Source organism: Methylophilales bacterium, assembly GCA_019823025.1.
In the GTDB taxonomy this organism is placed as follows: domain Bacteria; phylum Pseudomonadota; class Gammaproteobacteria; order Burkholderiales; family Methylophilaceae; genus BACL14.
Genome location: CP081940.1, coordinates 226,462 through 252,525, shown reverse-complemented (window position 1 = coordinate 252,525; position 26,064 = coordinate 226,462). Strand labels below are relative to the sequence as shown.

At 34.1% G+C, this 26,064-nt stretch carries 26 protein-coding genes; 12 read left to right on the top strand and 14 right to left on the bottom strand.

Going from position 1 to position 26,064, the window contains the following annotated elements:
• Nucleotides 1-6 precede the first annotated feature (6 nt).
• The 5 genes from K6112_01355 to gloB form a co-directional block, all read right to left on the bottom strand.
• Entirely contained in the window at nt 7-822 is an 816-nt protein-coding gene (locus K6112_01355) for an ABC transporter permease (protein QZP18029.1), read from the bottom strand.
• A complete protein-coding gene (locus K6112_01350) occupies nt 819-1,838 on the bottom strand; it encodes an ABC transporter permease (GenBank protein QZP18028.1) in 1,020 nt (339 codons plus the stop codon). Before K6112_01350 ends, K6112_01355 begins: the two co-directional genes overlap by 4 nt.
• Nucleotides 1,835-3,340 carry a peptide-binding protein gene (locus K6112_01345; protein QZP18447.1) on the bottom strand — a complete coding sequence of 502 codons (1,506 nt, stop codon included), beginning with the start codon at nt 3,338-3,340 and terminating at the stop codon, nt 1,835-1,837. Before K6112_01345 ends, K6112_01350 begins: the two co-directional genes overlap by 4 nt.
• A 142-nt stretch (nt 3,341-3,482) precedes the next feature.
• Nucleotides 3,483-4,880, bottom strand: a complete 1,398-nt coding sequence (locus K6112_01340; protein QZP18027.1) for a transglycosylase SLT domain-containing protein — start codon at nt 4,878-4,880, stop codon at nt 3,483-3,485.
• 1 nt (nt 4,881) lies between these two features.
• Nucleotides 4,882-5,607 carry a hydroxyacylglutathione hydrolase gene (gene gloB / locus K6112_01335; protein QZP18026.1) on the bottom strand — a complete coding sequence of 242 codons (726 nt, stop codon included), beginning with the start codon at nt 5,605-5,607 and terminating at the stop codon, nt 4,882-4,884.
• A 45-nt stretch (nt 5,608-5,652) separates the two neighbouring features.
• Between gloB and K6112_01330 the strand changes: the two genes are divergently transcribed.
• Genes K6112_01330 through dnaQ form a run of 3 tightly spaced genes read left to right on the top strand, consistent with a single transcriptional unit; the run spans nt 5,653 to nt 7,422 of the window.
• A complete protein-coding gene (locus tag K6112_01330; GenBank protein ID QZP18025.1) occupies nt 5,653-6,327 on the top strand; it encodes a class I SAM-dependent methyltransferase in 675 nt (224 codons plus the stop codon).
• A complete protein-coding gene (gene rnhA / locus K6112_01325; GenBank protein ID QZP18024.1) occupies nt 6,320-6,757 on the top strand; it encodes a ribonuclease HI in 438 nt (145 codons plus the stop codon). The genes K6112_01330 and rnhA overlap by 8 nt, the downstream gene beginning before the upstream one ends.
• Nucleotides 6,754-7,422 (top strand): DNA polymerase III subunit epsilon, encoded by a 669-nt coding sequence (gene dnaQ / locus K6112_01320; GenBank protein QZP18023.1) that lies wholly within the window; start codon nt 6,754-6,756, stop codon nt 7,420-7,422. Before rnhA ends, dnaQ begins: the two co-directional genes overlap by 4 nt.
• Nucleotides 7,423-7,437: 15 nt before the next feature.
• On the opposite strand, the gene queD is transcribed toward dnaQ, so the two are convergent.
• Together queD and K6112_01310 are read right to left on the bottom strand one after the other, a co-directional pair.
• Nucleotides 7,438-7,881, bottom strand: a complete 444-nt coding sequence (gene queD, locus K6112_01315; GenBank protein ID QZP18022.1) for a 6-carboxytetrahydropterin synthase QueD — start codon at nt 7,879-7,881, stop codon at nt 7,438-7,440.
• A 2-nt stretch (nt 7,882-7,883) separates the two neighbouring features.
• A complete protein-coding gene (locus K6112_01310) occupies nt 7,884-9,125 on the bottom strand; it encodes a M48 family metallopeptidase (GenBank protein ID QZP18021.1) in 1,242 nt (413 codons plus the stop codon).
• Nucleotides 9,126-9,234: 109 nt separating this feature from the next.
• Between K6112_01310 and orn the strand changes: the two genes are divergently transcribed.
• The gene (orn, locus tag K6112_01305; protein ID QZP18446.1) at nt 9,235-9,780 is read left to right on the top strand and encodes an oligoribonuclease; all 546 of its coding nucleotides are present in this window, start codon (nt 9,235-9,237) and stop codon (nt 9,778-9,780) included.
• A gap of 25 nt (nt 9,781-9,805) precedes the next feature.
• Nucleotides 9,806-10,174: a fluoride efflux transporter CrcB gene (crcB, locus tag K6112_01300; protein ID QZP18020.1), complete on the top strand. Its 369-nt coding sequence runs from the start codon at nt 9,806-9,808 to the stop codon at nt 10,172-10,174.
• Here crcB and K6112_01295 read toward each other — a convergent pair.
• Nucleotides 10,155-12,386, bottom strand: coding sequence for an Rne/Rng family ribonuclease (locus K6112_01295; GenBank protein ID QZP18019.1), 2,232 nt, complete (start codon nt 12,384-12,386; stop codon nt 10,155-10,157). The genes crcB and K6112_01295 overlap by 20 nt on opposite strands.
• Before the next feature lie 346 nt (nt 12,387-12,732).
• Here K6112_01295 and K6112_01290 point away from each other — a divergent pair, with 346 nt between their 5' ends.
• From K6112_01290 to K6112_01275, 4 genes are read left to right on the top strand one after another with little or no spacing between them, the layout of a single operon-like run.
• Nucleotides 12,733-13,695, top strand: coding sequence for an RluA family pseudouridine synthase (locus K6112_01290; GenBank protein ID QZP18018.1), 963 nt, complete (start codon nt 12,733-12,735; stop codon nt 13,693-13,695).
• Between the two features lie 18 nt (nt 13,696-13,713).
• Nucleotides 13,714-14,370, top strand: a complete 657-nt coding sequence (locus K6112_01285; GenBank protein ID QZP18017.1) for an HAD-IIIA family hydrolase — start codon at nt 13,714-13,716, stop codon at nt 14,368-14,370.
• Nucleotides 14,363-14,728: a Rieske (2Fe-2S) protein gene (locus K6112_01280; protein QZP18016.1), complete on the top strand. Its 366-nt coding sequence runs from the start codon at nt 14,363-14,365 to the stop codon at nt 14,726-14,728. The genes K6112_01285 and K6112_01280 overlap by 8 nt, the downstream gene beginning before the upstream one ends.
• Nucleotides 14,721-15,677 (top strand): S49 family peptidase, encoded by a 957-nt coding sequence (locus K6112_01275; protein ID QZP18015.1) that lies wholly within the window; start codon nt 14,721-14,723, stop codon nt 15,675-15,677. Before K6112_01280 ends, K6112_01275 begins: the two co-directional genes overlap by 8 nt.
• Nucleotides 15,678-15,681: 4 nt before the next feature.
• Here the strand turns inward: K6112_01275 and pgi are convergent, their stop codons facing one another.
• Nucleotides 15,682-17,334 (bottom strand): glucose-6-phosphate isomerase, encoded by a 1,653-nt coding sequence (gene pgi / locus K6112_01270; protein ID QZP18014.1) that lies wholly within the window; start codon nt 17,332-17,334, stop codon nt 15,682-15,684.
• Between the two features lie 57 nt (nt 17,335-17,391).
• Entirely contained in the window at nt 17,392-18,459 is a 1,068-nt protein-coding gene (gene queG, locus K6112_01265; protein QZP18013.1) for a tRNA epoxyqueuosine(34) reductase QueG, read from the bottom strand.
• A gap of 24 nt (nt 18,460-18,483) precedes the next feature.
• Between queG and tsaE the strand changes: the two genes are divergently transcribed.
• Genes tsaE through miaA form a run of 3 tightly spaced genes read left to right on the top strand, consistent with a single transcriptional unit; the run spans nt 18,484 to nt 21,108 of the window.
• Nucleotides 18,484-18,948 (top strand): tRNA (adenosine(37)-N6)-threonylcarbamoyltransferase complex ATPase subunit type 1 TsaE, encoded by a 465-nt coding sequence (tsaE, locus tag K6112_01260; GenBank protein ID QZP18012.1) that lies wholly within the window; start codon nt 18,484-18,486, stop codon nt 18,946-18,948.
• Complete coding sequence (locus K6112_01255; protein QZP18011.1) at nt 18,945-20,168, top strand: N-acetylmuramoyl-L-alanine amidase; 1,224 nt, start codon at nt 18,945-18,947, stop codon at nt 20,166-20,168. The genes tsaE and K6112_01255 overlap by 4 nt, the downstream gene beginning before the upstream one ends.
• A 4-nt stretch (nt 20,169-20,172) precedes the next feature.
• Nucleotides 20,173-21,108 carry a tRNA (adenosine(37)-N6)-dimethylallyltransferase MiaA gene (gene miaA / locus K6112_01250; GenBank protein QZP18010.1) on the top strand — a complete coding sequence of 312 codons (936 nt, stop codon included), beginning with the start codon at nt 20,173-20,175 and terminating at the stop codon, nt 21,106-21,108.
• Here miaA and K6112_01245 read toward each other — a convergent pair.
• Genes K6112_01245 through K6112_01230 form a run of 4 tightly spaced genes read right to left on the bottom strand, consistent with a single transcriptional unit; the run spans nt 21,098 to nt 26,064 of the window.
• Complete coding sequence (locus K6112_01245; GenBank protein QZP18009.1) at nt 21,098-22,954, bottom strand: tetratricopeptide repeat protein; 1,857 nt, start codon at nt 22,952-22,954, stop codon at nt 21,098-21,100. The two genes, miaA and K6112_01245, sit on opposite strands and share 11 nt — an antisense overlap.
• On the bottom strand, nt 22,951-24,141 hold the full coding sequence (gene mnmC / locus K6112_01240; protein ID QZP18008.1) for an FAD-dependent 5-carboxymethylaminomethyl-2-thiouridine(34) oxidoreductase MnmC: 1,191 nt from the start codon (nt 24,139-24,141) through the stop codon (nt 22,951-22,953). Before mnmC ends, K6112_01245 begins: the two co-directional genes overlap by 4 nt.
• Nucleotides 24,138-25,346, bottom strand: a complete 1,209-nt coding sequence (locus tag K6112_01235; GenBank protein ID QZP18445.1) for a cyclopropane-fatty-acyl-phospholipid synthase family protein — start codon at nt 25,344-25,346, stop codon at nt 24,138-24,140. Before K6112_01235 ends, mnmC begins: the two co-directional genes overlap by 4 nt.
• Entirely contained in the window at nt 25,333-26,064 is a 732-nt protein-coding gene (locus K6112_01230) for a DUF1365 domain-containing protein (protein ID QZP18007.1), read from the bottom strand. Before K6112_01230 ends, K6112_01235 begins: the two co-directional genes overlap by 14 nt.

The window sequence follows — 26,064 nt, the reverse complement described above, 5'->3', positions numbered from 1 at the left end:
TCAAATTTATTTATTTTTTGGATCGAGAACATCTCTTAAACCTTCACCAAGAAGATTATAACCTAATACAGTTACAAGAATTGCTAAGCCTGGGAACAAGGAAAGCCACCAAGCAAACTGAATGTATTCTTTTCCATCGGTGAGAATGTTGCCCCATGATGCTGTTGGCGCCTGAACACCTAGGCCTAGAAAGCTTAATCCAGATTCAATTAACACAGCACTAGCTATCCCCAAAACAGAACTGACAATAATTGGTGTCAAGCTGTTCGGGAGAAGATGTTTTGTGATAACTTTTGTATTGCTAGTCCCCATTACAATGGAAGCTAACACATAGTCTCTTTGTCTTAGACTCAAAAATTCTGCTCTGACAAGTCTTGTCACGCCCATCCAAGAAGTCAGTCCAATCACAATCATGATGTTCCAGATTGAAGGCGTGAGAAATGCGATTACAGCCAGAATTAAAAAGAAACTAGGAATCGATAACATTATATCAACTAGACGCATAATAATTGAGTCTAACCAACCCCCATAGAAGCCTGCTATTGAGCCCAGAAAGATGCCAATAAGAGTTGCAATACCAACAGCAACAAACCCAACAAAAAGTGAAATTCTAGCACCATACAACATCCTTGAGAGAACATCCCGACCAAGACCATCAGTGCCCATTAGATGATCATAAGAGGGAGGTAACAATATTGAGTTGATATCAATATAATTTGGATCATACGGGCTTAGCAGTGGAGCAAAGATAGCAACAAACAAAATAATTGAGATAATAATAAACCCAACAGTTGCTAATAAGTTTCCCTTAAATAGATTCATCTAACTAAGCCCTTTCTTATCCTTGGGTCAGCCCATGCGTATCCAATATCAGCTATTAAGGTACCAATCAAGGTAAGAACAGAGCCAATAGTAAGTATGCCCATGATGACAGGAAAATCTCGCATTAAAACTGAGTCATAAAATAGTTTACCCATTCCTGGTATGGCAAATATAGACTCGGCGATCACAGAGCCGCCAATCAGACCTGGTATAGAGAGTCCTATGATTGTAATTAAGGGAAGAATGGCATTTTTAAGTGCATGAGTAAAAATGACATTTTTTTCTTTGAGCCCCTTAGATCTTGCTGTGGTTATAAAATCCTGGTGAAGGACATCAAGCATCCCGTTTCTAACATATAAAGAAATTCCAGCTAACCCACTTAACATTGATATAGAGACTGGAAGGATCAAGTGTTTCAAAAGGTCAAAAAATTGACCTATTTCAGAGAAACTTTTGTAGTCAAGTGAATGTAATCCTGATATTGGGAGCCACTGATTTACTACTCCGGTCCAGTACATAAGCAAAAGAGCAAGCCAAAATCCAGGGATAGCAAAAGCGACAAAAATAAAGAAGGTGATCGATTTATCAACGACAGAGTTTTGTTTAACTGCCGAAATAGTTCCAAGTACTATCGAGACTGAAAAAATTAAAAAAATCCCAATCAAGTTAATTAAGAGTGTAATGGGCAGTGATTCTTGAATTAAACCTTTAATCACATTACCATTGGCGTCTTTTTTCTCCCACAAGACAGGCCTCTGGTGGGACGCAAATGAATTACCAAAATCTAATTCGACCATTCTCTTAAGCCATAAGCCATATTGAATAATGACAGGCTTGTCTAAATTATAAAGCTCTCTTAATTTTTGCCTAGATTCTTCTGAAGCTTTTGGATTAAAAGCTGCCTCTGATGATGTTATATCACCGGGTGCTAAGTGCATAATAAAGAAAGAAATGAGGCTAATACCTATAAGCATAGGTATCATCCAGAGTATTCTTTTAATAAGGTATTTAATCATTTATTTGTCAATTCGTTTCTTCTTAAGCTTTTTGGGATATACCAATCTTGGCTATTATGGTAAATACCTGCTGGTGGTGCCGGGGATTTAATTCCCTTTATTCTTTTATTAACTGCTGTTAGGCCATAGCCAGCATAAAGGTAAACTATTGGAGAGTCCTCTAATAGTTGCCGCGAAAATTCGTGATAGATTTTCTCTCTTTTATCTAGGTCCAGCTCTCTCCTTCCTTTCTCGAGTAGTTGATCAACTTTCTTATTATCGTAACCAACAAAATTGAATTGTCCAGGACCTTGTTGTGAAGAATGCCAAATATTGAATTGATCTGGATCCAAAGATAAGCTCCAACCCAAAACCACTACATCAAAATCACCTGGCTTTATAAACCGATTAACGAAGCTTGCCCATTCTATTACTCGAATGGAAACCTTGATACCAATTTCCTTAAGCCTACGTTGGATTAATACTGCTGTCATCTCTCTTTGTTTATTTTGATTTGTAATAATCTCAAATTCTAGCGCTTTACCATCTTTAACCAAAAAATTATCAGCTGACATTTTGTAACCGGCTTCTTTTAGCAAATTAAGTGCTTTTTTTGGGCTATATTCATAAGGTTTCAAAGATGGGTCACTCCATCTTGTTCCTGGCTTATACGGGCTAGAGATTGGCTCACCAAGGCCTAAAAGAACGCCTTTGATAACTTCATCTTTGTTAATAGCGTAATTGATTGCCTGCCTTACTTTTTTATCATTAAACGGCTCTCTTTTAAGGTTGAAGCCTAGGTATGTATAGCCATTACCCATCTCTTTATATAATGCTGTCCTATTTTTTAGTTTTGGTTTAGCTGGAAAAACTCTCTTAAACTGTATGGGATTAATATTCATAAGGTCAATATTACCGGCAGATAGCTCTAAGAATTGCGAGGAGGTATCAGGTATAATTCTAGAGGTTAACTTTTCTATGTAAGCCGCTCCCAACACACCATTTTCACTTTTGATTAAATTAACTTGTTGTCCGCTTACCCAATCGCCAAGCTTGTAGTAATTAGATCCAATTGGTTTTCGTGAAAAAAAGGTGCTATTGATATCCTCATTCTCTAGTATGTGCTTTGGGAGTATTTCTAATGATGCCCATGTATCTAGGGCAGGCGCATAATTATCATCATATGTGACAATGAAAGTATTTGCATCAGGAGTTTTAGCTTCACTCACAAGGGCATAATCAGACCCATAAGGCGTTCTTGTGTTTGGATTAGTAATTAACTCCCAAGTGAAGTAAACATCAGCACTTGTAAGTGGCTCACCATCCGACCATTCAAGTCCCTTTTTTATTTTAAAGGTAATGGTTTTTTGATCATTTGAGATCTTCCAACTTTCGGCAATATCAGAAGTAAAGTTGAGATTTTCATCATACCTGATCAGCGAATTAAAGATTTTACTTGCAATTGCGCTTGATGCGCTGTCACCTGCTATCATCGAAATGAGGTTACTTGGTTCAGCAGACATTGCATTAATCAATACCCCACCAGTTGATAAATTATTATCATTATAATCAATAACTTCTGAATTATTATTAGAGCAACTTATTATAAAAATAAGCGAACATAGTAGTAAAAAATTTTGTTTCAAGATTGATCTCTTAAATAAATTATTGTGGAATGTCTATAGTCGTTCCTATGATTATTATATGCGAATCAAGTTCATTAAACTCTTTAAGATCCTCTATTGAAACTTTATATTTTCTAGCTATTCCACCCAATGTATCCCCTTTGGAAACATGATGTGTTCCAACTGAAGTATAGTTAAAATCTCCTGTTCCTTCTAAGGTATATTTGCTTTTAAGTTCACTGCTCTTTGGAATTAAAACTGTGCTGTTTCTTCTAAAAGTGACTCTTCCATTAAGGCTATTGATTCTTTTGAAGGTGCTCAGGTTAATATCAAATTTTTTAGCTACTTTCATGATTGACTCTTTTCTTTTAGGTTTATATAAAACCCAATTCGATAGGGGGCCATCATGAGCTGCCAGATTTTTGTTATAGGTATTTATTTTGTGATGAGGTAATAAAACCCCAGTTGGTTGCGATTCATTAGGAATAAGAGGTCTTTTATGATGCGCATTTAGTAGCTCAAATTCTTCTGAGGATATATCGGCCAATTTTAAAATAAGATCTATGTCCATCTGTTCCGTTAATATTACTTCACCAAAGTAGGGTGCATTTGGGATGTAAGGGACTTCAACATTATACTTTTTGGGATTCTGGATAATATGCTTCATAGCAATTAACTTTGAAACATATTCGTCGGTCTCTCTTGGAAGGCTAATAGTGTAGTAGTCAGTTGCTCTTTTTCTTCTCTTATTTTTTTTAATTTCTCTGCTTACTTTACCTTCACCAGCGTTATATGCGGCAAGTGCCAATTCCCACGTTCCGAATTGGTTATAGAGCTTCTCAAGGTAATTGAGAGAAGCATTAGTTGAAAGAATCACATTGCTTCTCTCATCTTTCCACCAGTCTTGTTTAAGACCATAATTTTTTCCAGTTGAGGGTATAAATTGCCAGAGTCCAACGGCCTTCATGTTTGATCTTGCAATTGGGTTATAAGCGCTTTCAATGATAGGCAGTAATGCTATTTCCATTGGCATATTTCTCTTTTCTACTTCTTGAACAACATGGTAGATGTATCTTTTAGTTCTTTCGAACATTCTGTAAGTGTATACCGGATGTTCACTGTACCAACGCTCATATTTTTTAACTACTTTTCTAGCCCATTTCTTTTTTGGGTCAGGAATTCGATAACCTTTATTAACGATATCCCAAATATTTTCTGGCTTTTCTTGAATTAAAATTTCTTTAGTGGATGCCGATAGCGCCTCAGTACTTTTTGAAATTTCACTCTGTTCAATATCATCCAGATATTCAAAAGATTGCTGCTGAGCATTTACACAATGACAATGATCATCAATAGGTTCTGATTTTAGATTCATGGGAAATATAAATAGGAATAAACTAATATAAATACAGAAAATATTTTTAGTAACTCTAAACATCTTAAAAATTATCCTTTCTAATTCTCAGTTCTTTAAATTGTGATAAGGTTTTTGATCGAAGAAACGGGTTTGTTTCTAGCTCCTCACTCAGTGTTGATGGGAGTGTAATATCCACATTCTTTAAACTATTTTTTCTGGCAATAAGGTTCTCATTATCTTTTTCAAACATAAGCGCAAATTCGATATTTTTTTTTGTATATTCGTGAGCACAAAATATTTTTATCGACTTAGGTAGCTTTGAAAGGACCTTTAATGATTTGTGCATTTGAGAGAATGTGCCCTCAAATAACCTTCCACACCCGCATCCAAAAATTGTATCCCCACAAAATAAATGATTCTCGTCGGCGAACACAATATGATCAAGCGTGTGTCCTGGAGTCTCTATAACTCTAAATGAAATATTTAGCTCGTCAATCTTTACAAGCTCATTATTAGCAACTTTATTAAAAATAAAATTAAAGTTATTCTTTGGACCATATATCTTAACGTTGGGATAGGTCTTTACTAAATTCTTTATACCGCCAATATGATCAGCATGTTTATGGGTAATTAAGATGGCTTGAAGGTGAATATTTTCTTTTTGAAGTATTTTCAATACAGGAGATGCGTCTCCAGGATCAACTATAACCGCATCCTTATTTTTTTTTATCATCCATATATAATTATCTGTGAAAGATTTTATTGGGTGTATGGATATATCAGTATTTTTTGGTAGACTAAATTGCATGTATGAACAAAATTTTACTATAGATTTAGGGAATATTTTTATAAAATGAATTGGTTTGATAGTCAGTTAGGAAAAAGCCTTGTAAGCTTTGAACAAAAGACGATAGAGAAGTACTTAGATCAAAAATTTGGCTATTATGCTTTGCAGTTAGGTGAGCACAAAAGCAACCTAATAAAAAACACAAAAATAAAGCATCAAATTGTAGTGAGTGGTAAGGATAAAAATGTTGATTTAGATGCAGAATGGTTACCTTTTGGTTTCGATTCTATCGATCTTACTTTGTGTTTGCATCTATTTGAAAAGGTAGGGGACCCCAAAAAACTTATGGATGAATTATTTAGAGTTACCGTTTCTGGTGGCTATATAATTTTGTGTGGATTTAATCCAATTAGTTTTGCTGGCTTAAGAAAAACAGTTAAATTTGATAACTTTTTTCCTTGGAATGGCGATTTTATAAGCATCTCAAAAGTACAAAAAATGATGAAAGAGTCGGGATTTACAATAAGAGAATCTAAGTTAGGGCATTACCAGCCAATGTTTTTTGACAGCAAGTCGAGCATTAATGATAAGTTAGAGAAGATAGGCAATAGGTGGCTACCACTCTTTGGTAATATTTATTTCTTAGTGGCAGAGAAGGTGACTGTCTCAAAAATTCCAAAAAAACAAAAATGGAATAAATTAAAGCAAAGGAAGGTGGTAGCAACAAAATCTTATGATTAAAATTTATACAGACGGAGCGTGTAAGGGTAATCCTGGCGTTGGTGGTTGGGGTGCAATCATTATGCAAGATGAAAAAAATATTGAGTTATTTGGCGGTGAAAATGACACAACAAACAATAGAATGGAATTGAAGGCGGTTATTATGGCGCTAAAAGAAATGCCAACAAACCTTGAGCTTACTATTTACACTGATTCTACATATGTACAGAAGGGGATTAGTGAATGGATTAAAAACTGGAAAGTTAACAATTGGCGTTCAAGTAATAAAAAACCAGTAAAGAATAAGGACTTATGGGTAGAGTTAGACGAAGCGGTAGGCTCAAGAAAGATTCACTGGGAATGGGTGAAGGGCCATGCAGGAAACGAAGGCAATGAAAAAGCAGATGAATTGGCCAATCAAGGTGTAACATCTGCGATGAGGAGGTTATGAGGCAAGTCTTTTTGGATACAGAAACAACTGGCCTTGACCCAAATCAAGGCCACAGAATAATCGAAATTGCTGCTGTCGAGATTAATAATCGCCAACTAACAGAAAATCAATTCCATGTTTACACGAATCCAGAGCGTGAAATAGATGCAGCTGCCCAAGAGGTGCATGGGATTACAATAGAGTTTTTAAAGGATAAAAGTTTATTTAAGGATATAGCCGAAGAATTTTTGAATTTTGTTCAAGGAAGTGAATTAATTATCCATAACGCACCTTTTGACATTGGCTTCCTTAATATGGAATTAGGGAGGATAGGCCTTCCGAAAGTCGAAAATCATATCGAAAAAGTTACAGACTCTTTAGTGATGGCAAGGGACTTGAGACCTGGCCAAAGAAACAACTTAGATGCTCTATGCAGAGCCTATAAGGTGGATAATTCAAAAAGAAGTCAGCACGGTGCGCTTTTAGATTCTCAGTTGCTTAGTGAAGTTTATTTAGGGATGACTCGTGGCCAAGAAGATATAGCAATCAATTTTTCTCAAGATGAAAAAGAGGTTCAACTAGGTGTCGTTGATCAAAAGAAATTAAAGGTTATACATGCTAACGACAAAGAAATATTATCGCACGAAGCTTACCTAGAAAAAATTCAGACTAAATCTTCATGGTAGTGGCAAAAAGATAGCCTAAGTTGTTAATGCATCCGCCCAGTTATTGGGCGTCTCATAAAGCCTCACTTTTATAGGTCTAACTAGGTCACCAAATTCATTTTTAAATGCACTTGAGAGCAATTCAAGGGCAGTAAGTGCCATATTTTCTGCAGTGGGGACCCTCTTAAGTATTACTGTTTTATGATTATCTAAAGTGTTGAGGAAGGAAATGACTTCTAAGTCCTTCTCATATGCAATGAAGGCATGATCCCATTCATCTACAATAACCTTCTTTACAAGATTTTTTGCATCTTTAAAATCCATCACCATTCCAAAATCTGATTCATGGATTTGTTCTCCAATTTCACCTTTAATAGTAACTTCAATTGCATAGCGATGCCCATGAAGATTTTTACATACACTTTTATGACTTGGGATTCTATGTCCAGAATCAAATTCCATCCTAGTGGTGATTTCCATTATCAGCTCTTATCGATAGCTTGAATTCTAATAGATGCTGGGGGGTGAGAATGATAGAACGCCGAATATAAAGGATCGGGAGTTAAAGTAGATGCATTGTCTCGGTAGAGCTTTAATAGAGACTGCTTTAAGTCTGATGATTTAGTAAATTCACAGGCATATTCGTCTGCTTCAAACTCATATTTTCTTTGAAGCCAGCTAATAAATGGGCCGACAAAAAACATTACAAAAGGTAATAAAACTAGAATAAATAATGTGAGAAAATTTGCATCACTTAAATTCTCAACACCTAGCCCATTATAAAATGCTTCATTTTCTTTTAGCCCACCTAAAAAATATAAACTAAAGAAAATTAAAGAAATCTGTATCAATAAGAGTTTTTTAACATGATTTCTTTTGAAGTGACCTAGCTCATGTGCTATTACTGCCTCGATTTCTTTAGTATTTAATTTAGCGAGTAAGGTATCAAAAAATATAATCCTTTTAGTCTTACCAAATCCACCAAAGAATGCGTTGCCATGTGTACTCCTTAAAGAACCATTCATCTCAAATAAACCACTAGACTCAAAGCCACAGCGTTTTAATAGTTTTTCTATATTCTTCTTAAGACTTTTGTCTTTTATTGGTGTGTATTTATTAAATAACTGTTTTAAGACGGGTGCTAATGCAACACCTATAAGTGAAAGAACACTTAAAAAAACCCATAACCATAACCACCATTCATTACCAAGCTCAGATAAGATCCAAAGCACAGCATAGGAAACGACAACTGATAAAATAATCATAATAATTACTGATTTAATTTGATCCGTAATAAATAATTTTGGTGTTATTTTATTGAAGCCATACTTTGTCTCAATTACAAATGTCTGATAAATAGATGATGGTAGACCAATCAAATGAAGTGCTACAAATACACTGGTAATGATTAAGGCTCCATTTAACAATGAATTTTCAAAATATTGGCCCATCAAATTATTCATTAAGTTAATACCGCCACCCAATGTAAAGAGATACAAGATTATTGCCCCGAATATAAGGTCAATAGAATTAAAATTTATCTTTGAAACAGTGTAATCAGCAGCTTTTTTGTGATCAGCTAATTTAATTATTTTTGAGAATGCTGAAGGAACCTTTTTTTTGTTCTTTAAAACAAAGTTTTTTTGTCTTTGGCCTAAATAAAATTCAACAGCCGTTGTAAATATTAATAAAAAAATAAAAATAAATTGATAGCTCTCAGCCATAGCTTATGCTCTATAATATTAAAAATAGTATTGTGCAGTAAAAACAAGCTAAAAGTAAGTGTGAACCTTTAAATCTAAGTATCAGATAATAATTTTAATGGAAATCATGATGAGCAAAAATCATAATAATTTAATTTGGATTGATATGGAAATGAGTGGGCTTAACTCACAGACCGACCGAATCCTTGAGATTGCAATTATTATCACTGATCCCTTTTTAACCATTTTAGAGGAAGGTCCTGTTCTTGTTTTGAAGCAACCTGATGAGGTCTTAGCAAAAATGGATGCGTGGAATCAATCAACTCATGGAAAATCTGGACTAATTGAAAAAGTAAAGAATTCATCAACTACTGAAGAGGTTGCAACCCATCAGTTAATAGAGTTTATTTCAAAGTTTGTGGGGAAAAATAGATCCCCAATGTGTGGAAATTCAATTTGTCAGGATAGAAGGTTTTTAGCAAATTACATGCCTGACCTTGAGTCTTACTTCCACTACCGAAATTTAGACGTCAGTGTCTTTAAAGAATTGGCTAAACGCTGGAAGCCAGAATTGATAGATGGTTTTAAGAAAGGCGGCAAGCATGAGGCTTTGGCTGATATAAGAGAATCTATTGAAGAATTAAAGTATTACAGAGAGCATTTCATTAAAATTTAACATTATGTTCACCTTTTCAAATTTTATGTTGGTAGGGGTAGCAGCAGCCTTTGGTGCTTGGCTAAGATGGCTGATAACATATTTTTTATCTACTGTTGACCCATCACTGCCTCATGGAACGCTCGCAGTTAATCTAATAGGTGGGCTATTCATTGGGATATCATTTGCTGCAATACAAAGCACATCTATTGATGTATCTGAAGAAATTAAATTGATCTTAAATGTAGGTTTTTTAGGTGCTTTCACTACATTTTCAACATACTCTATGGAGCTTCTCAACCTTTTTTTAAAAGGTGAGATAGCTTTAGGAATTTTCTTTGGCGCCCTAAATGTAATTGGCGCATTACTTTTTTGTTTTATTGGTTGGTACTTATTTAATCTTCTTTTGAAGTAACTTTCGCCTTCTTCGCTTTTGGTGCAGCCTTGGGTTTTGTTGTTTTCTTTGGCTTTGTTGCTTTAGTTGTTTTAGTCTCCACCATTACCAATTCCTTGATATCTTTTTTATCTGTTTTTTGTTTTTGCCAGTCAGCAACTTTTTTAGGCGGTGCTTTTCTTGTACTCTCTTTTTTAGGCTCGGAAATAGGTTTACTTGACGTTTCAACAAGCTTTAAGCCAACACTATTTAGATCAACTTTAGGCAATTTCTCAGTTTTCTTTCTCTTTGGTTTAGTTGGAATTGGTTTTTTAGCTAGCACTGGTTTTTCTTCAACCTTAATCTCTATTGGAGCGGGATCTTTTAGCGGCTTTTCAGATGCTTTTTTATCATGGGATATAGCAGAATTGTTTGTTGTATTATCTTTAGGAAATTTGTCCTTATAATTTGATTTTCTATTTCGATTATTCCTTCTATTACGATTATTTCTTTGGTGATTGTCGGGCCTTGAGCTTTTTCTTTCTTCATCAATGACTTTATCAGACGAAGTGTCCTTCTCTGAGCTTTCATTTGATACCTCGTCACTGCTTGGGGTAATTAAATCTTTGATAAACCCAAAGATTGACTTATTCTTTTTACCTGTCTGATTTGGTACAACCTGCTTAACCGCTGGCTCGAGTTTTTCTTGTTTTGTCTCTGCTTTATTACTCTTATCAAGATCTTCCTCAAGTGGTTGCTCTACCACCTTATAACTAGCTTTACCAGAATTTTGGGCTGAACGTTCTATGTGAAATTTAGGTATGTCAAAGTATCTATTTGGGATTACAACAATTGTACATTCTGACTTCGTTTCAATATCCTTAATATCATTCCTTTTTTCATTTAGTAGAAGCGTAGCAACCTCTATCGGTAATTGGATTGCAACACTTTGTAACTTCTCTTTGTTACATTCTTGTTCAATCGTTCTTAGCATTGATAATGCAGTTGATTGAATATCTCTAACGCGACCAGTTCCTTCACATCTAGGGCATACGCCACTAATCGACTCTCCAAGGCTTGGTCTTAGTCTCTGTCTTGAGATTTCAAGTAGACCAAATCGTGAAATTTTATTAGTCTGAATTCTCGCTTTATCATGCTTTAGCTCGTCACGCATTTTATTTTCAACACTTCTTTGATTTTTTTGATTCTCCATATCAATAAAATCAATCACAATAAGTCCTCCAATATCCCTCAGCCTTAATTGCTTAGAAATTTCTATAGCAGCCTCGATATTAGTATTGAAGGCTGTGCTTTCAATATCTCTACCTTTGGTTGATCTACTGGAGTTAACATCAATTGAAACAAGCGCTTCTGTATGATCAATTACTATTGCTCCCCCTGAAGGAAGCTGAACCTCTCTTAGAAAGGCAGATTCTATTTGATTTTCAATACCATATTTTGTAAATAGCGATATTTCTTCATCGTAAAATTTAATTCTCTCTGCGTAATTTGGCATTACATGCGACATAAACTGGTGTGCTTGATCAAAGATGGACTGTTTATCGATTATAATTTCTTCAATATCTGTATTAAAGTAATCTCGAATTGCCCTAACTACCAAGTTACTCTCTTGATAAATTAAGAAAGCTCCAGACTGGGCATCAGCTGCTCCCGCAATAGCAGCCCATAGCTGGTTTAAATAATCTAAGTCCCATTGAATTTCTTCAACGGATGCTCCGATACCAGCTGTTCTTCCGATAACACTCATACCCTTTTTTACTTTGACTTGCGATAATATTTCTTTAAATTGAGCGCGTTCTTCACCCTCAACTCGCCTTGAGATACCCCCACCATCATTATTATTAGGCATCAATACGATATATCTTCCAGCAAGTGATAGGTAAGTTGTTAGGGCGGCGCCTTTATTTCCTCTTTCATCTTTACTTACCTGGACTACAAGTTCTTGACCCTCGGACATTACATCCTTAATTGAAACACTTTTTTTTCTAGATTTTTTTGAATATAAATCTGGGGATATTTCTTTGAATGGAAGGAAGCCGTGACGGTCAACACCATAGTTGACAAAAGCCGCTTCTAGGGATGGTTCAATTCGTGTGACTACTGCTTTGTATATATTACTTTTACGTTGCTCTTGATTTCCTCTTTCAAAGTCCAGGTCTTCAAGTTTATTCTCATTGATTGTTGCAACTCTTAGCTCCTCAGATTGAGTAGCGTTAAATAGCATTCTTTTCATCTTAATCTCCAATTTAAGTTTGAAGATTTTACATAAAAGAATATAGGTGAAATATAAATAAATACCTGACTCATAAATAGAGTCATGAAACTAATAAAGCTAACTTATTTGGTGTCCATTTCTTTTTTTATCTACAATATTTTTATATTTAAATTTAATTTCTACTATATTTTTATTAAAATCTTTTTGTGTATCTGCCTCTTTTATATTATTTTTAAATAGGTGCGCAGATCAAACCTCGAATTTTTTGTTTATGTATAATTCAGATCACATTCATTATCTTTTGCACTATTGCATAAGAAATCTGAATGTTTAGTATAAGTTATAATTTAAATGAAAACAAACAATGACCAACTTTATTGAAAAAAAGGTTACTTACAGGCGTGTTGACGAGGGCAGTATTGGCCAAAAAATTGATAATTATTTAATTAAAATACTGAAAGGAGTCCCTAAAGGGCACGTATATAAATTATTAAGAACTGGCCAGGTAAGAGTAAATAAAAAAAGAGTTAGAACTGAGTACAAGCTTTGTCAAGGAGATGAGTTGAGAATTCCTCCTGTTGACTTTAAAGAAAAGATTGCACCAAAAAGTTTAAAAATTGATAATCATACTAAAAAATCAATCACTCAAAATATATTATTTGAAGATGATAATTTACTCATTATCAATAAACCCCATGGTTTAGCTGTGCATGGCGGCAGTGGTCTTAGTTTTGGAGTTATTGAGCTAGTTAGACAAATTTATCCCGATGAAAAATTTCTAGAACTCGTTCACCGCCTTGATAAAGAGACCTCGGGAGTTCTTATGATCGCAAAAAAAAGAACGGCTTTGGTAGAACTTCAAAAACAAATAAGAGAGAAGAAGATCCATAAAAAATATATGGTTGCTATTTCTGGGCTATGGAAAGACAAACAAAAGACTGTCAATTTAAACTTGATAAAAACATCTAATTCAGAAGGGCAAAAAGTATCTGTTGTTGATAGTAAAGAAGGGCACATCAATTCAAAGGAATCAAAGTCTGTTTTTTTCTTAAAAAAGCATTTTCGGAATTTTAGTTTGTTAGATGTAAAATTAATTACTGGTCGCACACACCAAATAAGAGTCCATTTAGCTCATTTAGGGTTTCCAGTATTAGGGGATCAAAGGTATGGTGACTTCAAGGTGAATAAGGAACTTGAAAAGAATGGATTTAAAAGAATGTTTTTGCATGCTAGTGAGTATGGAGTCATTCACCCGAAAAGTGGAGAGAAGTTATTTATCTCAGCCCCATTGCCAGAGGAGTTATTTAGCTTTATTGACTTGAGATAAGGGTTAAAAAATATTTTTATGAAGACACGATTTGAATTGATTATTTTTGATTGGGATGGGACTTTATCCGATTCTGTTGGGCTTATTACCGACCTAATGATTCAATCTTTTGTTCTTCATAATGTTGAGCCGCCATCAAGAGGCGAGGTAGCAGATATACTTGGCATTAAGTTGAGTGAAGCTTTTAAAATTCTTTTAGAAGAAAAAAACCAAAATAATAGTGAATTAATATTAAATTCATATCTTAATTTGTATAATCGTAGCCAAAATAAAGTTAAATTATTTGATGGTGTGGAATACGGTATTAAAGAATTACATAGATGTGGATATAAGATTGCAATTGCAACTGGTGGAGGAAGAAATTATTTAGACAGTTGCCTTTCTCAAACTTCCATTAGAAATAATATAAGTGTAACCAAAACCTCTGATGATTGCTTTTCAAAACCACACCCACAGATGTGTAAAGAGATTATGGATGAGCTTTTAATTGAGCCTGAAAAATCCATAGTTATTGGTGATTCCATTCATGATTTACAAATGGCAAAAAATGCGAATATTTCATCGCTTGCTGCCACTTATGGGGCTCACAATCAAAAGGCCTTATCAATCTATAACCCTTTAGGCTATGCGGAGAGCGCAGATATGATATTTGATTGGATAAGAAGGAATGGGTAACTCTGTTATTATAAGAAAAAGCAAATTTAAACAGTCTGCAGATACTGTCACATTCGATATACTTTTGCAGGGAGAAAAAAAACAAGGTTTCTTAGTTTGGTTTGAAGGGGTATTTAAAGCATATGTAAATCAATGCCGGCACATGGAGGTTTGTCTCGATTGGCAGCCTAATGATTTTTTTGATGAAGACAAAAAATTTATTGTTTGCTCAACGCATGGTGCGTTATATTCACCTAAATCCGGTTTGTGCGTTGCTGGCCCATGTAAAGGACAAAATTTAATCAAGTTAAATGTTTCAGAGAGAAATGAAGATATCGTAATTTTTATTGATGAGGAAGGGTGTATAGAAGATGGCTGAGAATAAAAAAGATAACTGGGAACAAAAAACAATTGAAAAGATTGCATCTAGCTCTCTAATTGAGCAAAGGCGTTCAAGGCGATGGGGTATATTTTTTAAACTCTTCACTCTTTTATACATTGGAATTATTATTTACGGATTTAATTCAATGTCTCATACAACAATCCCATCAAATGAGAAGATAACAGCCCTTTTAAAGCTTGATGGTGTCATTGGCTCAAATCTTGAGGTAAATACTGATGATGTTATCAATGGTTTGAAAGAGGCTTATGCCCATCAAGGTACAGAAGCTATTATCTTATCCATAAATAGTCCCGGGGGAAGTCCTGTTCAAGCTGGCATCATCAACGATGAGATTAATAGGTATAAATTGCTTCACCCTAATATCCCAATCTATGCAGTCGTAGAGGATGTCTGTGCCTCCGGTGGCTATTATATCGCCGCCGCCGCAGACCAAATATTTGTAAATAAGGCAAGTATCGTAGGCTCCATCGGTGTTCGTATGGATGGTTTTGGTTTGGAAGAATTGATAAAAAATATTGGTGTCGAACGTCGTTTAATGACCGCAGGTAAAAATAAAGGTATGTTAGATCCATTCCTGCCAATAGTCCCAGAGCAAGAGGAGTTTGTTCAAAATCTTCTTAATGAAATCCATGATCAATTTATCGCTGTTGTAAAGAAAGGGCGAGGCGATCGTCTTACAACAGACGAATCGATATTTTCAGGTTTATTTTGGGATGGAAATTCGGCTATTAAATTAGGATTAGTAGATAATCTTGGTTCTGTCGGTTCTGTTGCCAGGGATATTGTAGGCAATGAAAATATCGTCGACTTTACAACAAAAGCATCCTTTGGGGAGCGAATAGCTGAAAGATTTGGTGCGGGTGTTGGGGTTTCATTTAGCAATACAGTTTTAAATAGATTTAAAAATAATACTGTTATAAAATAATAGTTTAACTGTTATTATTAATGTATCTAATCAAGTTATTTGTTGATGAATCAAAAGTCTTGGTGTCTTTTTTTGATTCGAGCTCGGGTAAAACAAGTTTAGCAATTTGTTTACCGTACTCCACACCCCACTGATCAAAAGAATTGATGTTCCAAATGATACCTTGAGTGAAAATTTTATGCTCATATAGCGCAATTAATTTTCCTAAGTTTTTTGGCGTTAATGATTTAAACAGTATTGAATTTGATGGTCGGTTTCCCTCAAAAGTTCGATGAGAAATAAGTCTTTTGAGGTCAGGGTTATCATCTATTTCGTTTTTCATCTCACTTTCAACATCATGCTTACTTTTTCCCATCATTAATGATTGTGTTTGCGCAATAAAGTTAGATTGTAAAATATTGTGATGATTATTTTTATCATTACCAAGCTTATAGTTTGAATTGATTGGCATAATAAAGTCACTTGGGACTATTTGGGTACCTTGGTGCAGAAGCTGATAGAATGCGTGTTGACCATTAGTGCCTGCTTCCCCCCAAAGAATAGGCCCAGTTTTTTGGCATACCTTTTGGTTGTTACGTCCAATGAATTTACCATTACTCTCCATATCCGCTTGTTGCAGGTAGGCGGGTAGCTTAGTAAGACATTGGTCGTAGGGTAATATTGCATAAGTAGAAAAATCAAAGAAATTGATATACCAGACGCCTATAAGTGCCATCATGATGGGAATATTTTTCTCCATTGGTTCTGCAATAAAGTGATTATCAGCTTCATGTCCACCTTCTAGAAGCGCTTCAAAATTTTTCATACCGATGAAGATTGCTATCGATAAACCAATTGATGACCAAAGGGAATATCTTCCGCCAACCCAGTCCCATAAAACAAATATATTTTCTGGATGGATTCCAAATTCTATTACCGCTTCTGAATTACTTGAAATCGCCACAAAATGATTTTTTATAAATTCATTTTTTTTTGCTTTATCTATAAACCAATCACGAGAAGAGAAGGCATTGGTCATCGTTTCTTGTGTGGTGAAGGTTTTAGATGCAATGATAAATAATGTTGTTTCGGGGTCGCAGACATCAAGAACCTGCGATAAATCTGCCGCATCAACATTTGATACAAAATGAGGCGTTATTTCATTAGAACCAAATGGCTTAAGAGCTTCACAAACCATCGATGGACCTAAGTCTGAACCTCCAATACCAATATTAACAATCGATGTAATTTTTTTGCCACTGTAACCTTTCCAAGAGCCATTCCTTATATCTTCAGATAATTTACTTATCTTGGAAAGTTCGTCGTTTACGAGCGGCATTACATCCTTGCCATCAACCATTATTGAATTATTTGAACGATTTCTTAGGGCTATATGTAAGGCTGAACGATTCTCTGTGAAATTTATTTTTTCTCCAGAAAATAATCGTCTACGCCAATTTTCAATATCGGCAGTTTTCGCAAGAGATATTAGTAATTCTTTTGTCTCTTTTGTAATTCGATTCTTTGAATAATCAAATAAAAAATCATCAAATAAAATATGATTATTCTCAAACCTGTCAGTATCATTCTCAAAAAGATCTTTCATATGAAGATCTTTTATCTTCTTATAATGTTTTTCTAGCGATTGCCATTCAGGAGTTTTTGTTATTTCTGCCATAGGAGTATTTTTTAATCGTTGGGCAGTATTGTATCAAACTTTATGGAATATTTATTGTTAGTTTTTATGAGCCTGCTCTTTTATTGCCCAATATATATGTTCTTGAAGCATTGGAGAAGCATCATTTAGGCGGTTTTTCAGAGCAGCTATGATGGCTTTTGATTTCTTGGCATTCCCTAAGCCGATGGCAATATTTCTTGACCATCGCTCATAACCTAATCTCAGGATGGCGCTCCCATTAAATAGTTCCTCAAATCTTTTCTTAGACATTTTAAAGCTCTCCAATAGAGAAATTTTATGTAAATTATTCCGAATCATAAAGTCATGCTCATTTGTGACTTTGCTGTATTTATTCCATGGGCACATTAATTGGCAATCATCACAACCATAAATACGGTTACCAATAGCATTTCTATATTCAATTGGAATAATGCCTTTGTGTTCGATTGTTAGGTAGGAGATACATTTTCTTGCGTCGAGCTTATATGGAGCAACAATTGCCTTTGTTGGACATATATCGATGCATGCTGAGCATGTTCCGCAATGATTAGTTAGTTTTTTATCGACAGGTAGGGGTAGGTTGATAAAAATTTCACCTAAAAAGAACCATGATCCATGGTCTTTATTAATTAGCAATGTGTGCTTACCTCTCCAACCTAGGCCTGATTTTTCTGCAAGCTCTACCTCCAATACGGGTGCGCTATCAGTAAAAACTCTAAATTCTATTGGGTAATTAGTTATTTCATCTTTAATTTTAATACTAAGTTTTTTAAGTTTTGCTCTGATAACTTTATGATAGTCTCGACCGAGTGCATATCTAGATATGTATGCTTGATCTTTATTTTTTAGGGCAAGCTTTGTATTCTTATCGTTTGGAAAGTAATCAATTCTTGCACTAATTATTCTTATTGTTTTCGGAACTAGCTTTTGAGGGTTAAATTTAAGATCACTATGCTTTTTTAAATAACTCATATCTCCTTGAAAGTTTGAATTTATCCAATTCTGATAGGGTTTTTTTGCATGTTCTAAGTTCAAGTCAGATATACCAATATGATTAAAACCTAATTCAAGTCCAAGGGTTTTAATTTTTTTTGCTATTCTCTTCATGATTAACTGTTCATTCATAGTTAAAAATAATAAACTAAAAACATGAAGAAAGAGATATCAGTTTTCTTAGAAAACGAAAAAAATACCTCAGAACTTGGTTTAAAATTATCAGAAAAGCTTACTGCAGGTTTATTATTATTTCTCAAAGGCGATTTGGGAGCAGGAAAGACATGTCTTGTGAGATCAATATTAATGAGTTTAGGCTTCGAGGGGAAGGTTAAAAGTCCGTCATATAGTTTGTTTGAACAATATGTTATTGATGGTAAAACCATTAATCACTTTGATTTATATCGTTTTAAAAGTCCTGAAGAATGGCTTGCTGCAGGATTTAATGATCATATTAATAGGCGTGACATTACAATAATAGAGTGGCCTGAAAAGGCGCAAAATATCCTATGTGAACCAGATATTGAAATTGAAATTTTATACGATAAAGAAATAAGCAGAAGAGCTCTAGTAAAAGCAAAATCAAAAAAAGGGGAGATGGTTTGCAAGGATTTAGTTTGAGATATTTTATTTTATTTGCTTTACTTTCACTTATTTCATTTAATAGTTTTTCAGCAAACGAAGTAAAGGCTACACGTCTCTGGCCTGCCCCTGATTACACTAGAATTACCATTGAATCTTCTTCAAAAATTAACAATGATCAGATGATGCTTCAAAACCCTGAGCGAATTGTTATTGATTTGAAAGGAATTGCCGTAAATCAAGCATTAAAAAATTTATCTACCAAGGTAAAGCCAAATGATCCAAATATTCTAGATATAAGGGTGGGCCAGTTCACACCAAAAGTATCAAGAATAGTAATTGATCTAAAAAATTCTGCCAGGGTAAAGATATTCTCCTTACCACCAGTTGCGCCTTATCAAAATAGATTAGTTATTGATGTCTATCCAGTAGAGAAAGATGATTTAGCTAATCTCTTAAATAAACTTGAAAATAAAGAAGTAAAGAAAAAAGAGAAAATCGAGAAAAAGAAAGACTCAATTATAAAAGACAAACCTAAGGAAAAAAAGAAAGTAATTATCGCAATTGATGCAGGACATGGTGGAGAGGATCCTGGGGCAATTGGTAAGTATGGAACAAAAGAGAAAAAAATTGTGTTACAAATTACCAAAAGACTTAAAAAATTAATTAACTCTGATCCATCGATGAAAGCATATTTGATTAGAGATAGTGATTACTATATCCCCTTAAACAAGAGAGTCTCTAAAGCTAGGAAGGTAAAAGCAGATATCTTTATTTCCATTCATGCGGATGCCTTTAGAAAAAGAAATGTAAGTGGTTCATCAGTCTTTGCATTGTCAGAGGGTGGTGCAACCAGTGCTTTTGCAAAATTTATTGCTAATAAAGAAAATGAATCAGATCTAATCGGCGGCGTAAGTATTGATGATAAAGACCCCTTACTTGCTAAAACATTATTAGACCTATCTCAATCAGCCACAATTAACGACAGTCTCAAGCTTGCTAACTTTGTCCTAAAGGAGATTAAAAAAGTAAACAATCTTCATAAAAAATGGCCGGAACAAGCTGGATTTGCTGTTCTAAAGGCACCAGATATACCATCAATCCTTGTTGAAGTTGCATTTCTGAGTAACCCCAAAGAGGAGAAGCAACTTAAAACTGCCAAGTTTCAGAAGAAATTAGCAAAGGCGATTTATCTTGGTACTAAGAAATATATAAAATCGGGAGTCACTATTTCCTCAACAAATGACCCAGATAATTGAGTAAATGAAAAAAATATTTATCATTGGACCAACTGCCTCAGGAAAAACAGAATTAGCAAAGTTTATATTTGATAATTTTAAAACTGAAATAATTAGTGTTGATTCTGCACAAATTTATCAAGATATGAACATTGGCTCAGCCAAACCTAATTCATCAGAGCTGAATAGCTATCCACATCATTTAATAAATTTAATTAAACCAACAGAAAATTACTCAGTTAGCCAGTTTAAAAAAGATGAATCAGATGTCTCTAGTAAAATATTTAAAAATAAAAACATACCTCTCTTGGTAGGGGGGACAATGCTTTATTTTAATGCTTTGGAGTATCCAATTGATGATATGCCTGCATCAAGTGAAGCTGTAAGGAAAAAAGTATTTGAGGAGTTAGAAAAATTTGGATTAAATCACCTTTACGAAAAACTTCTTAAGATAGATTCAGAATGTACAAAAATGATAAAACCAAATGATAAACAGAGAGTTATGCGCGCCCTTGAGGTCTATTACTTAAGCGGAAAGCCTATTTCTACATTTCAAACTAGAAATAAAATCCCTCAATCGAAATTTGATTTTTTGAAAATAGGTCTTATGCCTCAAGATAGAAGTAAGCTACATAAAAAAATTGAAATTAGGACAAAGGAAATGATCGACAAAGGCTTTTTGGAGGAAGTTAAGGAACTTATAGAAAAGTATCCCGATCTCAATGCAGAGCATAATTCCATGCGCTGTGTAGGATATCGACAAGTATTCAACGCTATTAGCAAAAAAGTTGATAAAAGAGAGCTTATAGAAATGATCATTATTGCGACAAGGCAGTTGGCAAAGAGACAGTTAACCTGGATGAGAGGGATGGATGGATTGAAAATTCTTGATCCATTTGATCTAAAGAGGGAAGATATAGTTAAAGAAACAATAGAAAGCTTTTTGGAGGTTAATTCATAAGGTCGATCATTTTGTCTTCTAAGTCAAGTGTAAATTTTTTCGGTTTGAATAGGCTGCTTGTTTTTTTTAAATCTAATATCTTTCGTTTTAGAGAAATAATTTTATCTGGATTAGAAGCTAATTCAATTGCCTTTTTCTCATATTCTTCAAATGAGGAAACGATTAATTCTGAGCAGCCGATTTCGGTGAGAATGCTCCCAGCAACTCTGCTAGCAAAAGTTTCACCTGAGACTGAAATGATAGGACACCCTGCCCATAAGGCGTCACTAGTAGATGTGTGTGCATTGTAGGGGAATGTGTCAAGAAAGAGATCTATAATTTGATGTCTTTGTATGTGAGCGTCAAAGCTAACTTTCTTGGCAAAATTTATTCTTTCTGGTTGTATTCCAAATTCATTTTTAGCAAAGCTTTTTTGATTGCTTTCGCAAGTTTTATTTGATGTTAACAACCATAAGACGGAATTGGGGACCTTTTGCATTAATCGCATCCATATTGAAAACATTTGCTTTGTAATCTTAAGTGACTGCCCAAATGAGGCAAAGATAAAATCATTTTCCTTAAAGCCATAATCTAATTTCTTAACAGATCTTAGGATAGGTCTAGAAGATATATTAGGTTGATAACAACCTTTTAAATAGATAACTTTCTCAGCGTATTCGCTTTTTTTAGATTTTGGAATAATATATTCATCAGCAAGAATGAGATCGTAAAGTGGGTTTTTATCTAAACTACCCATGGTACCTGGATAACCGAGCCAATTTATATGGTGTGTTGCTGGCCTTAATGCCGCAATAAATGATCGACTATTTTGTGTAAAACCTGTCAGATCAACCATAATATCAACGTTTTCCTTGACCATTAATCCTGACACTTTTTCATCACTCATCTCTGTGATATTGAAATATGCATCACCAATACCTTTAAATTCATCTAATTCTTTTGAACCATCGTCTGGCCCTGAGTAAAAAAGCTTAACGTTAAATTTATTTCGATCATGATTGATCAAAACATCTTTAATTAGATAATATAGCGGGTGCAACCTAAAATCTGATGATAGATATCCGATAGTAATTTTGCCCGAATTTTTTTGTTTAGGCTTTTGTAAAATATTTATTCCAGATTGCTTTACCCATGAGTTTGCTACATTTAAGTGACTAATATTTGAAATATTTGGCATCGAAAATAAGGCGAAGGGTGAAATTTTTCCCTTCATTTGTTTTTCTGTTAATTTTTTGATTTGTGCGAACATTTCATCAATACTATCCCAAGAACATATGCTTTGTTTGAGATGAACCAATTGGATGAATGTGTGTATCAAGTCAGGATTGATTAAAAGGGCTTTTTCATAAGCACTAATTGCTTCCTCTGTCTTTAATATTCTTTGGAGTGCGTTACCTAAATTGTTAAAGGTATTGGGGTCAGGTTTAATTTTAAGTGATAAGTTGTATGCCTTAATTGCCTCATCATATTTATTTTGATGAAATAGGGCGTTTCCGAAATTGAACAGTGTAGTTGAATTATTTGTATCGTAACTAAGCGCCTCTTTAAATGTGTTCGCAGCTAGTTTAAATTCTCTATTAATAAAGTAGCTATTTCCAATCTTGTTTAGACAAAAGTTTAATGCATCAATCACATGAGGGTTATCTTTTAACACATGGTGACTTCTTCTAAAAAAACCAGCGGCCTCTTCATATTCCTCAATGATCGCATACAAGTTTCCAATTTCAATTTGTAAGAAAACATTTCTCGAATCTTCTCGCAATGCAACTTTATAAAGATCAATTGCACCTAAGATATCTCCATCTTTTTCTTTTGCTTTTGCTTCAGAAATTAGTTTGTTTGTCATATTGAGTTTTCTAACAATTTTTTTCTAAGTCCCATTTTCTTAATTGAGTTTCTGCTAGGGTTAAGGTAGTTTAAAAGATCTTCTTCAATAGATGTCTGTGATCCGCCTATCAGTGAGGCTAAGCATTTTGATATAAATGGCGCTAATGTATAACCTCTGGATCCATAGCCAGCGTTTATAAAAAGATTGGGATGCCATTTTAAGTCTTGAATTGAACGTGGTTTGTTACAAATCATCTTTGATTCATCAAGAAGTTGACCTACATAAGGTGTACGATCCGGGGTAACTGCTCTCCACCCAACCCAACCTGCATTAGATATATCATTTTCTTTTATCTTATCTCCTGAAAATTTCTGGTAGGTTTTTAAATTTTTATCAAAATCAGTCATTGATAAATTTTTATTTTCATTATCTCTATCATATGTCGAGCCAAAAACATCAAAACCACTAACATCAGGTATGAGATAGCCGCTATCCGAAATAATCTCCTTACTGCCATGCTTTTTTTTGCTTGGAAGCCAGTTAATTTGACCTCTATTTTTTTTTAAATCAATGTCTTTAAATAGACTGATCTCATTAAGCGCAAAAGAGTTACAAAGGATTAAATTTGATGCGGCATACTTATTTGAATTATCACAATTTGCTATCCACAGATTGTTTTTGTAAGAAATTTCTTTTGCTTTTTTTTTCGGAATTAACTTAATATTTTTATGGTTAATTAGGCTCGAACAGATTTTATTTGGTGATACCCAACCAGCATACTTGAAGAGAATACCTGCTTTATTGTTAATACCATATTTTTTTTTAATTAAATCTTTTGATAGGTACTTAAAATCAGCTTTTTCAAGGCCAATGCTTACAATTCTTTCAATAAGTCTATCTGCCATATCATTCTCGTAAAGCTTAATTACACCCTCCATCAATGCATCCTCTTTAGGATAATTAAACTCCTTTGTAAGATTATAGGCGTATTTTGAAGCCTTACTCATAAGTGAATTGTATTTTGGATTATTCAGCATAAAGTGAGGAGAGATCATGGCAGCTTTATTTTGAAAAATTTCGATCTCATGTTGATTATTTTCATCTAGAAGAGTGACTTGATAGTTTCGCTTTGCAAGTTGATAAGCTAAGCTCGAACCTGCAATACCTGCACCTATAATAAGAGCAGTTTTATCTGGATTGATCATATAGTATTTCTAAAGCCTGGCTTGGTAATATGTAAATGAATATCACTTATTACTTTTTCCTCAAAGCCTCCTTCGCAATATGCAAAATAAAATAACCACATCCTTATGAATTGTTCATCAAACCCGAGCCTTTTGATCTCCAGTTTGTTTTTTAAGAACTTCTTCCTCCAATCAGCTAAAGTTTTGGCATAGTGATGGCCAATATCTTCAATATCATTTATCACAAGATCGGTTACATTTGTTAAGCTATTTTGAATTGCTGTAATTGAAGGTATGCAGCTACCTGGAAAAATATATTTTTGAATAAAATCAACTGATTTGATCGCTTTAAAGTATCTTTGATCTTTAATTGTAATTGCTTGAATGAGCGCATCACCATCATCCTTTAGAAGTTGGCTGATACTTTTAAAGTACTCATCGTAGAATTGATAGCCAACAGCCTCAATCATTTCAATGGAGACAAGCTTGTCATATCGACCTTTTAGTAAACGGTAATCTTTCAATAAAACCTTTATCTTGCTTACCAATCCAGCTTCTTTAACCCTCTGTTTTGCAAGTTTGTATTGCTCGATTGATATCGTGGTTGTCGTAACCTTGCACCCATAATTTTTAGCTGCATATATTGCGAAGCCTCCCCAGCCAGTACCAATCTCAAGAACATGATCTGTTTTTTTAAGGTTCAATTTTTTACAAATCACATCTAGCTTATGAATTGCTGCGTGCTCAAGGCTCGTTTTCCTTGTCTTATAAATCGCCGATGAATACATCATATTTTTATCAAGGAACAAACTAAAAAAATCATTACTTAAATCGTAATGACGAGCAATATTCTTTTTACTTCCCTTGACTGAATTTTCATTGAGTTTATGAATGATTTTTAAGAAGGGTTGAGATAGCAGAGTGAAAAAATTTTCAAGTTTATCTTGGGCTTCAATATTTTTTGCAAGCACCCTAATGACATTTGTTAGATTGGGGCTTTTCCATTCACCCCTAATAAAAGATTCACTTGCCCCAATCGTTCCACCAAAAATGATGTTTTTATAAAAGGCGCTGTTTAAAACCTCAATTTTTGCTGACAATTTGTCAGATTTGCCATATTGCTTTGTTACTTTTCCATCTTTGATCTTGATGTGCGCATCTTTAATCTGACTTAGTCTTTGATGGATTAATTTTTTATATAAATGATTCATGTTAAGGGTGCGGATAAAATCTTACTTTCTTTAGATATAATATTAACGCATTCCAATAGATACTTACAATTGCTTTGATGCTCATTGGAAATGATAAAAATAATAACTTATTAAGGGCATAAGAACTCCATGCCTTGTTAGTCATTTTTAATGTCGCGTTAAAATATTTTTCTTTATTTTTCGAGCACTCCATAGATATAAATAAAAAATCTCTCGGTTCTGTAAACTTCCACTTGTATATTAAATTCATAGGAAGGAATGGTGAAACATGAAAGTCTTTTTTAAATTCAAATATTTTTGTCCCACCCCTTAATTTACGACAATCATGGATATAGGCATGCCTCTCATCCCAAGGTGTATTTGTGATGTGAGACACAATAGCGACCAATTGTTTTTTTTTGTCATAGCAATAGTAGAAGCTGACTGGGTTAAAGCAATACCCAAAATACCTTAGTGTGGTAAGTAGAAAAATTTTACCTTCTACTTTGACGTTTAATTCTCCAGTGACTAATTTTCTTATCTCACTTTTAAGTGATTTTTTAGAATCTCCAAAAAAATCTTTTCTATAGAAAGACGCTAAATTAAATTTTTCGTAACTCCAAAAAAAATTTTGATTAAATGCGCTTTTTATATTATCAAGATCAAGAAATAACATGGAAGTAGAATAGGTAAAAGAGTGCAGCGCATCTTTTTTTCTTGTGTGTGAAATCGTACCTTTGTAGATTGAATGCAT